This is a genomic window from Nocardia acidivorans NBRC 108247 (assembly GCF_001625085.1).
Lineage (GTDB): Bacteria > Actinomycetota > Actinomycetes > Mycobacteriales > Mycobacteriaceae > Nocardia > Nocardia acidivorans.
Genome location: NZ_BDAW01000002.1, coordinates 62,957 through 78,023 on the forward strand (window position 1 = coordinate 62,957; position 15,067 = coordinate 78,023).

Sequence of the window (15,067 nt, forward strand, 5' to 3'; positions counted from 1 at the left end):
GGAGGGCTCCACCGTGTCCGGCGATGGGTTGTGGCGCAGTACGCTCTTCTCGTGAAGGCCAGATAGACGCGATTATGAAGTTGCACAGGGTGATTCGGTGTGGGGTGCTGGGGTTGTGCGCTGTGCTGGGGGCGGTGGGGTGTGGACGGGTGGTGGCGGGGGCGCCGGTGGCGGGGGAGGTGGATATTCGGGGGTTGGATGTGGGGGGTTATTCGGTGGATCCGGTGGATTTTCGGCGGGTGGCGGTGGGGGATGACGGGGTGGGGGTGGAGTTGGCGATTGTGCGGTTGGCGGGGGGTGTGCCCACGGGGGTGGAGATCGAGCCTCGGTTGGGGAATGAGTTGGCGGGGAGGGCTATTCGGGGGAGTGGGGATGTGGATCCGCTGTTACGGTCGATTGTCGAGCGCAATGGGATGATGTTCGGGTTCGGGATGGCTGCCACGGCGGTGCCCGATACCACGCGGGTGCGGGTTACCGTGTTGCAGTTTCCCGAGCCCGGCGCGGCGCGGACGGCGGCCATCGAAGCGGAGGCGGCGGGGTTCGGGTCCGCGCCGAAGGTCAGTGCGCCGGTCACGCTGGACTGGTATCCGGATGCGAAAGCGCATTGGCGGCAGGATGTTCCGGCGCTGGATGCGGCATTGGCGCGTGGAAACTATTTGATTGTGGTGAATGTCGCGCGGCCGGAGCCGAATCTCACTGTGTTGCAGGAGCTCACCAAGCGGGCCATTGCGGCGCAATTGCCTTTGCTGGATAAGCTGCCGCCGCTGACGGCACGGGAAATGCGGCAGCAGGGGTATGACCCGCAGGACATGTTGCGGCGATCGCTGCACGCGGGGGAAGATCTGGCGCCGAATTTCGATCAGGAGGCGGTGTTCGATGCGCGCGGATTTCGGCATGTGGCCGCGGATTCGGCGCTGTGGGGGCGATTGCTCGAGCTCGGTGGAATCGATGCGGTGGCACGGATTTCCGGGGGCGGGCTGGTGGCGCGGGCGCGCGATGACAAGGCGGCGGACGCGGTGCTGAACGAAATGCGGGCGGGCGTGCGGCCGGCTGATCCGCCGCCGGGGGTTCCGGAGGCGTTCTGTGCCGAAACCGCTTCGGCCACCGAGCGATTCACCTGCACCGTGCGGTCGGGGCGGTATGTGGCACAGGTGGCCAGTGCGCAGGTGCGGGACGCGCATCAGCGTGCGGCGGCGCAGTTCGCGGTACTGGTGAACAGCGGGTGGACATAGTCGTGTGGATCCCGGCCACAAGCACGCCGGGATGACGAGGGCGGCGGGCTGACGAGGCGGGGCTTGTGCGTGGATGCTCGGTCAGTGGGTCGCGCCGATGTAGTGCTGTTCGGTGGGGGTGGTGACCAGCTGGGCGGTGGTTCGGGTGGCGGGGGTGTGCACCGTGACGGTGTGGGGGGCGTTGGGGTGCTGCACGATCGTCACGTCGGCGTCGGGCTGGTAGTGCTGCGGGAGGCGTTCGTGCAGGGTGACCACCGTGGCCGAACCCGGCGGGGTGGTGGAGGGGACGCCGTCGAAGACGATGACCGTGGCCGCGGGATGCGGTGCGCGGGCGGTCATGGTGCTGTTGCGGGAGCTGTGCGTCACCGAGGAGGCCAGCGAAAGCGCGTGTGCCGCACCGACATTGTTGACCATGCGTTGCCAGGCTCCGGGGCGGGCGGTGTGCACCACCGCGCCCGCGCCCAGCGCGATGGCGCGCAGGATGACCTGCTGGGCCAGGTGCAGGTCCGAGATGATGTCGATGCGCCGGGAGCCGTCACCGATGAGCGGCACGGCCACGCCGCTGCCCGAGGCGTCCGCGCCGATCAGCTGACCGCAGCCCGCCGTGGGGACGGTGATGTCGGCCAGGGCGCTCACCGGACCGCGGTGCGTGGCCGAGCGCAGTTCCTGTGCGCCGAACGCCAAAGTATCTGTCAGCGCCCACAATTGGCGCTGGGGCAGCGGACGGAGCCCGTTCACCGGCGGCTCGTCCATGGTCTGGGGCGTGTCGTAGCGGACGCGGGCGTCGACTTCGATGAACTCGTCCTTGCGATCGCCGTCCGAGCCGGAGGCCGCGGCGGGGCGCAGGCGCACGGTGACCGTGGTGGCCAGGCTGCGCACCGACCAGACCGCCGCCAGGCCGTCGGCGGTGAACAGGCTCGGGTCGATCTGGAAGCTGGTGAGGTGAACGCCGTTGTGTTCGAGGGAGTTCGGGGTTTCGACGAACTCCTCGAGCGGGATGCCGCGGGTCAATTCGCGGGTGGCGGCGGTCATTTCGGCGGTGGTCAGCACCGAAGCGGTAATGCCCCGGGCCGCAAGCCGATTCGCCACCCGGCGGGTGGCGACGATCGCCGCGCGCAGCGCGCCCTCGGGACCGCCGCCGCGGTTCTGCACGGCCTTGGAGTTGGCCAGCGGGTTCAAACGCAGCACCAGCCACACGGTGCGATGCGCGATGGCCGGTAGCGGGCCGAGGATTTCGTCGTACAGCCGCCCCAGCGGGGCGATGCTCGCCGCGTATCCGGACAGTACGGCTTCGGTTCCGGCGGTGCGGGTGCCGGTGCTGATCACATCGGCCGAATCCAGTTCGACATCGTATTGCCGCAGGCACGAGGCGATCTCGGCCAGCGGCAGCAGCTGATCGGTGCTCAGCGAGCCGCGGCGCAGCAGCGTCAAGGTGTCGGGCGGGGTGTCGATGCGCAGCATGGTGGTGAGCAGCGTTCCGTCCCAGCGCAATCCGTAGCTGCCGCCATCGGGCAGCGGGACGTCGAACTGCTTGGATTCCTCCACCGGGCGACGGCGGGCCTGCCGCCAGCGGTATGCCACCCAGCGGCCCAGCCGCATGCCGATCGGCTTGCCGCCGACCGGGGCCAGGCCGATCAATACCGGCACCACGCCCGCCAAAAGCGCTGCCCACCATGGCGTTTTGGCGGCCACCGCCACCAGCGAGGCGAGCACGCCGACCAACCCGACCGGGATCACCAGTCGCAGCGGCAGCACCCGGAACAGCCACAGATCGTCCGACCGCAGTTCCGCGTCGTTCACAGCGCCCAATCCCCGTTCACAGCACCAGCCAACTCGTTCACAGCCAAGCCCCCTCCGTGCGTAGACAAGCTAGTCGGCCGCTGACGACAGACCCAGCGAACTCAGCAGCGTCTGCAATGCCGCCTTCATATCCGGCGCCTCGATGCGCATGAGCATCGAGGCGTCGATCTGGCTCAGGTCGATGGATTCGTCATTGGCGAGCCGGAATTCGCGCTCCTCCTCGGCCGCCTCGATCAGGTTGCGGATGAAGCGGCCGTTACCGGCGACATCCACACCGCGGCGCGGCTGGCCGCTCTGATCGGTGCTCTCCAGGTCGTACAGCTTCTGACAGGTCTTGACCAGCTGCTCCATCGCCCCCTCGGACAGTTCCGAATCCCGCTTCAGCGAAATGACCTGGCCGATCTGGCCGAGCTCCTCCGCGGTGTAGGAGGGGAATTGCACACGCTTGGCGAATCGGGAGGCCAGACCGTCATTGGCGGCCAGGAAGCGGTCGATCTCACCGTCGTATCCGGCGATGATCACCACCAGCCGATCGCGGTCATTCTCCATCCGCGCCAACAGGGTGTCCACGGCTTCGCGGCCGAAGGCGTCGCCGCCCGAAAGCCCCTGCTGGATAAGGGTGTACGCCTCATCGATGAAGAGCACACCGTCCATGGCGGTGTCGATGAGCTTCTCGGTCTTGATGGCGGTGGAACCCAGATGCTGGCCGACGAAGTCCGAGCGCTTGGCCTCGACCACCTTCTCGGTCTTGAGAATGCCCAGGCCGCAATAGATTTTGGCGACCACCCGCGCGATGGTGGTTTTACCGGTGCCGGGCGGACCGGTGAAGGCCAGATGCTGCCCGCGGGCGGAGGCCGAAAGCCCCTTCTCCGCACGGATTTTCGCCAGCTGCGCACTCGACTGCAATCGAGCGACCTGGGTTTTCACCGCGGTCAGGCCGATCTGCCTGTCGAGTTCGGCGCGCGCCTCCTCGAGAATCCTCTTGGCGCGGTCCTCGTTCTCGGCCTGCCGCTTCTCCTCCAGCGACGGCGCGGACGCCGGATCCCATTTATCGGTGCGCGCCTCGATCACCTCCTTGGAGGTGACGGTGATGCGGTAGGTCCGATCGCGCATGGCGGCGGTATTGGCCTCGAAATCCGGCGCCTGCGAATACACCTTCTCGAACAGCGCCTGCGCCTCATCGGCCTCGCCGGTCTCGCGCAGGCACAGGCCGCGGCAGAACATGGCCGCGGTGCGGGCGGCCGGAATCGGGCCCGCCTCGGCCTGTTCCATGCGCCGGATCGCCTCGCCGAACAATCCCAGCTGCGCGCACGCTGTGCCCACCATCACATGTGCGCCGGCGGCCAGATAGGGATCCTCCCAGCCCTCCGAACCCGCGAGCACGGTCATCACATCGGACCAGCGCTGGGTGTTGTAGTGCAGGATGCCGCGCACGTATTTGCTGACCCGGCCGTCGATTTCGAAGTCGGGTTCACCCGAGCGCGCCCGGCGATGCTGCTCGAGTTCGTTGAGCACGGTCTCGGCCTCGTCGAACTGTTTGTCCGCGATCAGATGCGCGGCGTACGCGAGCCAGATCTCGGTGAAACTGGCCAGCGGGTAATCGATGTAGAGACCCGGCAGAAAACGTCCAGCAAGCACCCGGGGCGGTAGCCCCAACCGCCGCTGTTCCCGTCCCAGGGAGATGGTGCTGCACTTGTAGAGGTTGTGCAGAACGTCCTTGGTTACCTCACCCGCTACCGCCCGGCCCAACCAGGCATCGCACATGGTGGGATCCCACTCGGTCGCGCGCTGAAAGGCCAGCTTCGCGTAGTCGAGGTCCTTGTTGGACTCCTGCCCGTCGATGCTCAACCCCAGAGAGAGCACCCCCGCGTCGAAGGCGCGTTGGGCCTGGCGAGTGTCGATCATCGTAGTCGAACCCCGAATTCGTTGAACCTGGTTAGGCTTTCGTTCACAATCCCCATCCACACGGGCGGATCGCACAGTTGCGGACAGTCGGATACATTATGGTTAACCGCCCTGGGCGGGCAACTGTTACGAGGGTGAGGGAGCAGTTCAGCAAGTGACCGCACAGTCGATCAGCGGCTTGGGCGCCGCTGAACCCGAATTGTGCCGAGTGTCCGTCATCGGGGGGAACACCCAGCTCGACGTCGGTCTACCGGCAAACGCGCCGATCGCCGCCTTCATCGGCGATCTGGTCAGACTTATCGAATCTCGGAATCCGGATCCACTGGGCGGCGAAGAAGGGGGAACGCCGCTCCAGCCGCAACATTGGACGCTGGCCAAACTCGGCCGCGATATGATCGCGCCCAGCCAGACGCTCAATGACGCCGAGATCTACGACGGTGAACTGCTGGTGCTGCGGGCCGTCGCCGCCAAGGAAGCGCCCGCGCTCTTCGACGATGTGATCGACGCGGTCTCGCGGCTCACCTCCGAGGAGTTCCGCGGCTGGTCGCCCGCCTCGGCGCGCTGGACCGGACTCTGCGCGGCCATCGTCGCCACCCTCTTCGCACTGCTGCTCGGCGCCGTATCGCGCGGCGCCGGAGACCAATTCGTCGCACCGGCCATGCTGCTCGGCGGCGCGGTCGCCGCGCTGGTGGCGGCCATGATCGCCGAGCGCAAATACGCGGACGAGTTGACCGCGACCGTACTCACACTGCTGCTTCTGCTGCTCACCTTCGGCGGCGCGGCGCTGGCGGTGCCGCATGCGCTGGGCGCGCCGCACGTATTGCTCGGCGCCAGTGCGACTTTGCTGGTCGCGGTCATCGGCTACCGGTTGATCCGCACCGGCGCGGCCATTGTCGCCGCGGCCGTCACCCTCGCGATCTTCCTCGGCTGCGCGGCCGCGGTCCGCATGGGCTGGGACACCGCCACCCCGAAACTCGCTGCCGGAGTGCTGGTCGCGTCGATTCTGCTGCTCTCGGCGGTACCGCGACTGGCCGCCATGCTGGCCCGGCTCCCGGTGCCGCCGGTGCCGACCGCCGGTGCGGCCATCGATCCGGCCGATCATGAACCCCGTCCGACCATCGAGGGCATCGGCGCCATCGGCGCGACCGTGCTGCCCTCGGCGCACGGGCTCGGTATGCGCGCCCGCGTCGCCAATCAGTTCCAGACCGGCATGGTGGTGGGCGCGGCGCTCGGCGCGACCTTCGGCGCGGTGGCCGCGGCCGATCCGCTGGGCGCCTCGCGCTGGCAGGGCATCGCGCTCGCCGTTGTCGTGGCGATCATCCTGTGCTTGCGCGGGCGGGCCTTCGCCGATCTCACCCAGGCCACCGTCCTGATCGCCGGTGGCGCACTGACTTTCGTGATTCTGCTGGTGGCGCTCGCCCTGGCGGACGACGGTATGCCGCTGGTCTCGGCCGGATTGCTGCTCGCCTTCGCGGCGGCCGCCATCGTCTTCGGCGTGATCGGTCCGCACATCGAGGTGACCCCGGTGACCCGGCGCTTCAATGAGATCTTCGAATACGGCCTGATCGTATCGATCGTCCCGCTGGTGCTATGGCTAGCCGATGTCTACTCGATGGCGCGCAACATATGAGATCGCCGGGGGGCGGCTGGGCTCGGATCGTCTGCGCCACAGCTGTTCTCGGCGCCGCGCTGCTGAGCCCGCAGGCTGTGGCCGCGGCCGAGCTCACGCCGCCGAAGATCGACGACGGCGCGCTCGGGCAGGCGCAGGCGCTCAGCGGTAAGGCCGCCCCGCCCGATGTCACCGAGAAGCAGCACTTCTGCGCCGAACCCCTGATGACCGGCTCCGCGCAGAAGGACGAACCGCTCGCCCAGCGCGTGCTGAACCTGCCTGCCGCATGGCAATTCAGCACGGGGGCGGGGGTCAAGGTCGCGGTGATCGATACCGGGGTGACCCGGCATCCGCGCCTCGGCCCGGTCCAGGCGGGTGGGGATTACGTCTCCGCCGACAGCGACGGCACCGTCGACTGCGATGGGCACGGGACGCTGGTCGCCGGAATCATCGCCGCGCGGCCGAGCCCGGATGACGCCTTCGTCGGGGTCGCGCCGGACGCGGAGATTCTCTCCATCCGGCAGAACAGCGAAATGTACAAGGCCAAGGATCAGAACAACGGCGATCAGCCGGGCAAGATGACCAGCGGCGGCTACGGCAATGTGCTCACCCTCGCCGCATCGGTGGTGCGCGCGGTGGATATGGGCGCGAAGGTCGTCAATCTCTCGCTGGCCGCCTGTTCCAGCCCGGGGGACTCCGCGGACGCGGCCATGGGCGCGGCCGCCAAATACGCCTACGACCGCGACGTCGTGGTGGTCGCCGCCGCCGGAAATGTGGACTCCGCCATCGGATGCGGCACCCAGAACGACGGAACCGGTTGGGGCAAGGTGAAAACCGTGGCCAGTCCGGCCTGGTTCAGCCCGTATGTGCTGACCGTGGCCTCGGTCAACTCCGACGGCAATCCCTCCGATTTCTCGCTGCACGGCCCGTGGGTGGGGGTGGCGGCGGTCGGAACCAAGATCACGTCATTGGATAACAAGCCCGGCGCGTCCGGACTCGTCAACACCACCGGATACAACGACAAGGGCGAGGCGCAGTCCATCAATGGCACCAGCTTCGCCGCGCCGTACGTCTCCGGATTGGCCGCGCTGTTGCGCGCGAAATTCCCGGATATGTCCGCGCAGCAGATCATGGACCGGATCACCCGCACCGCGCACGCGCCCGGTCCCGGCGCGGGGCGCGACGACCGCATCGGCTACGGACTCATCGATCCGCTGGCGGCGCTCACCGCACAGCTGCCCGCGCAGCCGATCGGCGTCGGCGCGAATACCCCGCATGCCTTCCCCGCCCCCGAAAAGCCCGCCGGGCCGGACGCTTTGCCGCGTCTGGTCGCCGTCATCGGGTCCATCGTCTGTCTCGCCGCGCTGGGAATCGGTCTCGCACTGTCGATTCCATTCCGGCGCGCTCGCCGCGACGACGAGCTGCCCGACCTCGATTCGTAACGACCGGAGAAACACTCATGGCTACCGAAGGTTTCGTACGTCGTCCGCGCATCGCGCCGCCCCGCGCGCCCGGCGGTGAGATGGCGCTCACGCCGCCGCCGGAGATCCCGCGCGCGGTCCCGGGCAATCTGCTCAGCAAGCTGATGCCGGTGGTCATGGTGGTCGCCATGGTCGGCATGATCGCCATGATGGCGATGATGGGGCGGTCCATTCTGACCAACCCCATGATGATGATGTTCCCGATGATGATGATCATGTCGATGGCCGGCATGTTCATGGGTCAGCGCGGCGGCAACAAGAGCGCCGGCGAACTCAATGAGGAGCGCAAGGACTACTTCCGGTACCTCGACCAGACCCGGCGGGAGGTGCGGCGCACCGCGCTCAAGCAGCTCGAGACGCTGGTCTGGAGTCATCCCGAGCCCGCCGATCTGCATTCGGTGGTCGGCACCCGGCGTATGTGGGAGCGGCGGCCCAATGATCCCGACTTCGGGCATGTGCGGGTCGGCATCGGAACCCACCGGCTCGCAGCCAAACTCGCGCGACCCGAGACCGGTCCGCTGGAGGATCTGGAGCCGGTGTCGACCGTGGCGCTGCGGCGCTTCGTACGCACGCATTCGGTGGTGCATCAGCTGCCGACCGCCGTCTCGCTGCGCGCGTTCCCGGCCATCAATGTCGAGGGACCGGCCGAGGACGCGCGGAAACTGGTGTGGGGCATGCTCATCGAGCTGTGCGCCTTCCACGGACCGGACCATGTGGCCGTGGCCATCGTCTGCGCCGATCCGGACTCGCAGGCGTGGGCGTGGGCGAAATGGCTGCCGCAGCTGCAGCATCCGACCCAGCGTGACGGTATGGGCGCGGCCCGCATGATGTACCGCTCACTCGGTGAGTTCGAGACCGCGCTCGCGGACGATCTGCTCGAGCGCGGGCGCTTCATGCGCAATCCGCAACCGACACAGGGGCGATTGCATTTCGTCGTCATCATCGACGACGGCTATGTGAGCGGTAGTGAGCGGCTGATCAGCGAATCCGGTTTGGACGCGGTCACCGTCATCGATTTGAGCGCGGCGGAGAACAGCCTCGCGGCCCGTCGCGGACTGCAACTCGTGGCCTCCGGTGGTGACGTCTTCGCCAAGAGCGCGGCGGGCGCCGAGAAGTTCGCCACCGCCGATGTGGTGACCCTCGCCGAGGCCGAGGCGTTCTCGCGCAGTCTCGCGCGATACCGGGTGGCGACCGCGGCGCAGATCGTCAGTCTCGGCGACAATTCGAGCACCGCGGATCCGGGTTTGATGGCGCTGCTGAAGATTCCCGATGCCGCGCAGATCGATCCGGCCAAGGTGTGGCGGCCGCGCTACGGGCGCGAACGACTGCGGGTGCCGATCGGCATCACCCCCGACGGCACGCCCGTCGAAATCGATATCAAGGAATCCGCGGAGAACGGTATGGGCCCGCACGGCCTGTGCATCGGCGCGACCGGTTCGGGCAAGTCGGAATTCCTTCGGACGCTGCTGCTTTCGATGGTCGCCACGCACTCGCCGGATCAGCTGAACCTGGTGCTGGTCGACTTCAAGGGTGGTGCGACCTTCCTGGGCATGGATCCGCTGCCGCATGTCGCGGCGGTCATCACCAACCTCGAAGAGGAGCTCTCGCTCGTCGACCGTATGCGCGACGCGCTCGCCGGTGAGATGAACCGGCGACAGGAATTGCTGCGCACGGCGGGCAATTTCGCCAATGTGACCGATTACGAGAAGGCGCGCGCGGCCGGTGTGCCGCTGGACCCGTTGCCCGCGCTGTTCGTGGTCATCGACGAGTTCTCCGAATTGCTGTCGCAGAAGCCGGATTTCGCGGATCTGTTCGTCATGATCGGCCGACTCGGCCGATCGCTGCACGTGCATCTGCTGCTCGCCTCGCAGCGCCTGGAAGAGAACAAGATGCGCGGACTGGATTCGCATCTGTCCTATCGGATCGGTCTGCGGACGTTCTCCGCCAACGAGTCTCGGGCCGTGCTGGGGATCACCGATGCCTACCATCTGCCCGGTATCCCGGGCTCGGGCTATCTCAAGAGCGATGCGTCGGATCCGCTGCGATTCAACGCCACCTATGTGTCCGGACCGTATGTCGCACCGCGCGCCACCCGGCAGGCGGACGGGCGGGCCGTGGCCGAGGCCCCGCCGCGCGAATTCACCGCCGGGCCGGTGGAAATGCTGGCCCTTCCCGAGCCGGAGAACCCGCTCGATCCGCTCGATCTGCTGCCCCCACCCCCGCCCGCGGACGAGGGCATTCCCGATACGCTGCTCCAGGTGGTGGTGAAACGCCTTACCGGACACGGCCGTCCGGCGCACGAGGTGTGGTTGCCACCGCTGGAGGAGTCGCCGACCGTCGATATGCTGCTGCCCGATCCGGAGTGGAGTTCGCCGGTCAATCGGCACGGACAGCTGTGGATGCCGATCGGCATCATCGACAAGCCCTACGAGCAGCGGCGTGATGTGCTCACCATCAGTCTGGCCGGCGCACAGGGCAATGTGGCGGTGGTCGGCGGCAAGCTCGCCGGTAAGTCCACCGCGCTGCGCACCATCATCATGTCCGCCGCGGCGACCCATACGCCCGAGCAGATGCAGTTCTACTGCATCGATCTCGGCGGCGGCAGTCTCGGCAGTATGTCCGGGCTCCCGCATGTGGGCTCGGTCGCCAGCAAGCTCGATGTGGATCGCCTGCGGCGCACCATCGCCGAGCTCATCACCCTGCTGCAACAGCGCGAGGAGCGGTTCGCGGCGCTCGGTATCGAATCCATGGCCGAGTTCCGGCGGCGCAAGCACGCCGCACTCGCCGCGGGCGCCATGGACGATCCCATCCTGCAGGACAAGTTCGGTGACGTCTTCCTGGTCATCGATGGCTGGCAGGTGTTCCGCGAGGACTTCGACACCCTGGAGCCTCAGGTCGGAGCCCTTGCCGCACAGGGTCTTTCATACGGCATTCACGTGATCCTGAGCGCCAACCGGTGGGCCGAGATCCGGCCCGCCATGAAGGATATGATCGGTACCCGCATCGAATTGCGGCTCGGTGATCCGTCGGACTCGGAGATGGGCCGCCGGGTCGCGGTGAACGTACCGGTCAATCAGCCGGGTCGCGGTCTCACCGCCGATCCGCTGCACCTGTTGATCGCGTTGCCGCGCTTGGACTCCGATACCGATCCGGCCACGCTGCCCGAGGGCGTCGCCGCGGCCAAGGAGCAGATGATCGCGCTGTACGGCGAGCGCCGCGCACCCGATGTTCGCATGCTGCCCTTGAACATTCCGCGCGATCAGGTGCTGCGGCTGGCGCACGCGCACGGTATCCAGCCCAGCGCCACCAAGATCGTCGTCGGTATCGGCGAGGCCGAATTGGCGCCACTGGTCCTGGATTTCGCGGCCGACCCGCATCTGATGATCTTCGCCGATGTGGAGTGCGGTAAGACCACCGCGCTGCGCAACATCATTCACGGCATCGCGGAGAACTCCAATGCCGAACAGGCCCGCGTCATCCTCATCGACTACCGCCGCACCCTGCTGGGCGCGCTGGAAGGCGATCAGCTGGCCGGGTATTCGACCTCCTCGCAGACCTGCGGACCGATGATCCAGGAGGTGGTGAACTACCTCTCCAAGCGCATCCCCGGTTCGGATATCACACCCCAGCAGTTGCGTGAGCGCAGCTGGTGGAGCGGTCCGGAGATCTACATCGTCATTGACGACTACGATATGGTCGCGACCGGTGGCATGATGAATCCCCTTGCGCCCCTTGTCGAATACCTTCCGCAGGCGCGCGATATCGGTATGCACGTCATTGTCACCCGCCGGATGGGCGGCGTCTCGCGCGCCCTCTACGACGGCGTACTGGGCGCGATGAAGAACATGTCGGTGGACGCCCTGCTCATGTCCGGCCCCCGCGACGAAGGCAAACTCATCGGCGATATCCGCCCGATGAAGCTGCCCCCGGGCCGCGGCATCCTCGCCTCCCGCAGCCGCGGTCAGGAAATGATCCAAATCGCCGACCTGCCGGGCCTGTAGTTGCCCGGCGGTCAGGCACTGCGGCTCGACCTCTCGGGTGAGGCGGGTAATGCGATGCTGGTCGGCGGCACGGACGCCGACCGGTACGCCGCGCTGTACGACCTGATCACCGCGATCACCGCCGTGCACACACCCGAGCAGGTGCAGTTCTACTGCCTCGATTTCGGACGCCGCCTGACCGACATCGCCGCGCTCCCGCATGTCGGCTCCATCGCGCACGGCCGCGACGATGAACGGTTGCGCCGCATAGTCTTCGAACTCATGGCCCTGTTGCGGAGCCGCCGGGAGAGCTTCGCCCGATTGGGCATTCGGGATATCGCCGAATTCCGGGACTGGCAGCACAGCGCCCGGCAGGCGGGTTCGATCGGCGATCCGGTGCTGGGGGACGGTTTCGGTGATGTCTTCCTCGTGGTGGACCACTGGTTGGTGCTCACCGAGGACCACTACGGGATGGAGTACAGCGTCAATGAGCTCTGCCGGGAAGGGCTTTCGTACGGCATCCACCTCATACTGACGGCCTCCACGTGGTCCCAGATCCGTCCCTCGGTGCGCAATGCGATCCTGACCCGGATCGATCTGTCGCCGGAGAATCCCGCCGAACGGGGCGGTCGCCGTCCCGTCATCGTCGAGCCGCTCTTCGAGGCCGCGGCAACGCGATCACGCGGTGACTATCGCGCGCCCGAAATCCCCCTGCTGCCCACCGATCTGACCCGCGCCGAGTTACAGAGCCTGGCGGACGACGCGGGGGTCGAACAGGGTCCCACTCGAATCGTCCTCGGTCTCACCGAAGCCGAATTACTGCCGTGGGCAATGGATTTCGATATCGAGCCGCATCTGATGGTATTCGGGGAACGGGAATGCGGTAAGACGACGTTGCTGCGCAACCTGATTCGCGGTATCACCGAGAACTCCACACCGGAGCAGGCGCGCATCCTGGCCATCGATCCCTGCCGGACGCTCTCCGATGCGATCCCGGACGAATATCTGGCCGGATACGCGAGCGCCCATGAATCCGGCCTGATCCTGACCCGTGACCTGGCCGAGTATCTCGACAGGCGCTTTCCTGGCCCGGATCTCACCCCGCGAAACATTCGGGAACGGGACTGGTGGACCGGGCCGGAGATCTACCTGCTCGTAGACGACTATGAGCGGGTGGTCCGCGCGGGCTCGCCGAACCCACTCGACGCGCTGGCCGAATCACTATCGCAGGCAGAGCATCTCGGATTCCACCTGATCCTGACCCGGCCGGTGTCCGGCGCGTACCGCGCGTTCGACGCCGATCCGGTGCTGGCGGACCTGCGCGCCGACGGCCGCGCCGCCCTGATCATGTCCGGCGCCCGCGACGAAGGCGGCTTCATCGCGGGTGTCCTTCCCAGGTTCCTGCCCCCTGGGCGCGGCAATCTCAGCACCCGCGCCGGCGGTCCGGACCTGATTCAGTTGGCTCGCTAGCCCGCGTGCAACCGGGGCTGGGCGGCGTGGGTGACCGGGTCGGGCAGTCTGCGGGTGGAAAGCCAACTCGCGGTAGGTCGTTCGAACAGCGCGCCGGAGGGACCGGTGGCCTCGGGGCCCGCGAAGCGCGCCTGCCGGAAGCCGGCACGGATGTAATAGTTGTGCAGGCCCTCATTGGTGGTCCAGGCGTCGAGGCGGACCCAGTCCCGATTGCTGTGGGCGGCAAGGTGTGCCGCGTGCTCGAGCAGCGCGTGGCCGATGCGGTGACCGGCGAAGCGCAGGTCCACGATCATGTAGTGGACGATGACCGCTTCGGCGATCTCGCCGGGAGACCACAGGCCGTCATCGGCGCGGTCGTTCACGGTGATGGTTCCGGCGGGCTCACCGTCGATCTCGGCCATCCACGTTTCGCCATTGTCGACGGCGCGGGCCACCGATCGGACGAAGGTCTCGATGGGCAGGCCGCGTCCGGCCCGGGTCCACTGATCGCTACCGCGGGCTGCGAGCCAGCTGGTGCGCTGGAGCCGGAACCGGGTGATGGTTCCTATGTCGGTGAGCCGGGCCGGGCGTAGGTGCGGGGTCATGGCGAGCCGGGTAGCAGCGAGCTCTCGAAGGAGTGGGAGTTGCCGGGAGGCGGTGGGGCGCCGAGTGTTTTGCGAATGATGTCCGTACCTGGGTCGTCGCCCAGCTCGTAAGCCAGGCGGTTGCGGGCCGCCGTGGAACGATGGCGGGTGACGCGTGTGATGCGTTCATGGTTCGCGCCGATGCGCAGGTGGTCCAGCAGGATGGTGCCTGGACCGACGCCGAGCACGGCGGCCTCTTCAGCGGTGGCCGGGCGCGCGACGACGGTATCCCGATGCGCGGTCTCGGCGAAACCACGCTCGGCGAGTCGGCGTGTCGTGCCCTCCGGAATGTCGTACGGGTGGTCGATTCCGGTCGCCTCGGCGAGATCGCGGGGATAGAAGCTCACCTCCCACGACCACGGCTCATTGTCCAGGTACTGCATCACCGTGCGGGACACCACCCACGAATCCCGTTGTACACCCAGCCAATGCGCGACGTCCGGACTGGCCGGTTCCATCCGTGCGCTGAACTGCTTGGATGGCTCGCGACCCGCCGCCCGGGCGATCTCCACGAAGATATCGTTCACCGCACGCGGGCGATCCGGCCGAATATAGTTGGTGACAACCGATTCCAGCACCTCCTGGCTGCGCACTATGGTGCCCCTGGAAGTTGCTGTGTACACCAAATTTTCGGCAACGAGGAGCTGAATCGCGTTGCGAGCGGTGGTGATCGAGACCTGCATCTGGTCGGCCAGCTCATTGTGGCTGGGTAGTCGATCGCCCGGCCTCCACTTGCCGGCGCGGATCTCCTCGCGGAGGAGGTCTGCGATCCGTTGGTATCTCGGACCGTCCGCCATCTCGCTCCTTGGTTGTTGCTTCAAGGCCCCGAAGTCTACTCCGGGTGCCGAATCGCCGTGTAAGGCTTGACAGGCACATTCTGAGGTTTATTGTAATGAACGTCCTGAATGCGGTGTTGTTCGACGATGAACGCGAGGCAACGTGGCAGGTTCGGAGACATCAAATACGG

General features: G+C 67.1%; 9 protein-coding genes. 5 read left to right on the plus strand and 4 right to left on the minus strand.

Annotated features, from left to right (window positions below):
* Window positions 1-74: 74 nt before the first annotated feature.
* On the plus strand, window positions 75-1,232 hold the full coding sequence (locus tag NA10_RS00250) for a DUF7373 family lipoprotein (protein WP_157555902.1): 1,158 nt from the start codon (window positions 75-77) through the stop codon (window positions 1,230-1,232).
* Window positions 1,233-1,313: 81 nt separating this feature from the next.
* Here NA10_RS00250 and eccE read toward each other — a convergent pair whose 3' ends face one another.
* Both eccE and eccA read right to left on the minus strand, forming a co-directional pair.
* Complete coding sequence (eccE, locus tag NA10_RS00255; protein WP_245676916.1) at window positions 1,314-3,032, minus strand: type VII secretion protein EccE; 1,719 nt, start codon at window positions 3,030-3,032, stop codon at window positions 1,314-1,316.
* 69 nt (window positions 3,033-3,101) lie between these two features.
* Window positions 3,102-4,937, minus strand: a complete 1,836-nt coding sequence (gene eccA, locus NA10_RS00260) for a type VII secretion AAA-ATPase EccA (protein ID WP_067561661.1) — start codon at window positions 4,935-4,937, stop codon at window positions 3,102-3,104.
* A 154-nt stretch (window positions 4,938-5,091) separates the two neighbouring features.
* On the opposite strand from eccA, the gene eccD reads away from it, so the two are divergent.
* The 4 genes from eccD to NA10_RS00280 are packed head-to-tail and all read left to right on the plus strand — an operon-like array spanning window position 5,092 to window position 13,477.
* A complete protein-coding gene (gene eccD / locus NA10_RS00265) occupies window positions 5,092-6,567 on the plus strand; it encodes a type VII secretion integral membrane protein EccD (protein WP_067561664.1) in 1,476 nt (491 codons plus the stop codon).
* The gene (gene mycP, locus NA10_RS00270) at window positions 6,564-7,988 is read left to right on the plus strand and encodes a type VII secretion-associated serine protease mycosin (protein WP_067561667.1); all 1,425 of its coding nucleotides are present in this window, start codon (window positions 6,564-6,566) and stop codon (window positions 7,986-7,988) included. Before eccD ends, mycP begins: the two co-directional genes overlap by 4 nt.
* Window positions 7,989-8,005: 17 nt before the next feature.
* Window positions 8,006-12,028, plus strand: coding sequence for a type VII secretion protein EccCa (gene eccCa / locus NA10_RS00275; protein ID WP_067561670.1), 4,023 nt, complete (start codon window positions 8,006-8,008; stop codon window positions 12,026-12,028).
* Window positions 12,029-13,477 (plus strand): FtsK/SpoIIIE domain-containing protein, encoded by a 1,449-nt coding sequence (locus NA10_RS00280; RefSeq protein WP_067561672.1) that lies wholly within the window; start codon window positions 12,029-12,031, stop codon window positions 13,475-13,477.
* Here the strand turns inward: NA10_RS00280 and NA10_RS00285 are convergent.
* Entirely contained in the window at window positions 13,474-14,061 is a 588-nt protein-coding gene (locus NA10_RS00285) for a GNAT family N-acetyltransferase (RefSeq protein WP_067561675.1), read from the minus strand. The two genes, NA10_RS00280 and NA10_RS00285, sit on opposite strands and share 4 nt — an antisense overlap.
* Entirely contained in the window at window positions 14,058-14,897 is an 840-nt protein-coding gene (locus tag NA10_RS00290) for a GntR family transcriptional regulator (protein ID WP_067561677.1), read from the minus strand. The genes NA10_RS00285 and NA10_RS00290 overlap by 4 nt, the downstream gene beginning before the upstream one ends.
* Between the last annotated feature and the right edge of the window lie 170 nt (window positions 14,898-15,067).

Bases quoted from the DNA above. Each gene is read 5' to 3' on its own strand.
- NA10_RS00290 (WP_067561677.1), bottom strand. From the start codon at position 14,897: ATGGCGGACGGTCCGAGATACCAACGGATCGCAGACCTCCTCCGCGAG.
- eccA (WP_067561661.1), bottom strand. From the start codon at position 4,937: ATGATCGACACTCGCCAGGCCCAACGCGCCTTCGACGCGGGGGTGCTC.
- mycP (WP_067561667.1), top strand. From the start codon at position 6,564: ATGAGATCGCCGGGGGGCGGCTGGGCTCGGATCGTCTGCGCCACAGCT.
- NA10_RS00285 (WP_067561675.1), bottom strand. From the start codon at position 14,061: ATGACCCCGCACCTACGCCCGGCCCGGCTCACCGACATAGGAACCATC.
- eccCa (WP_067561670.1), top strand. From the start codon at position 8,006: ATGGCTACCGAAGGTTTCGTACGTCGTCCGCGCATCGCGCCGCCCCGC.
- NA10_RS00250 (WP_157555902.1), top strand. From the start codon at position 75: ATGAAGTTGCACAGGGTGATTCGGTGTGGGGTGCTGGGGTTGTGCGCT.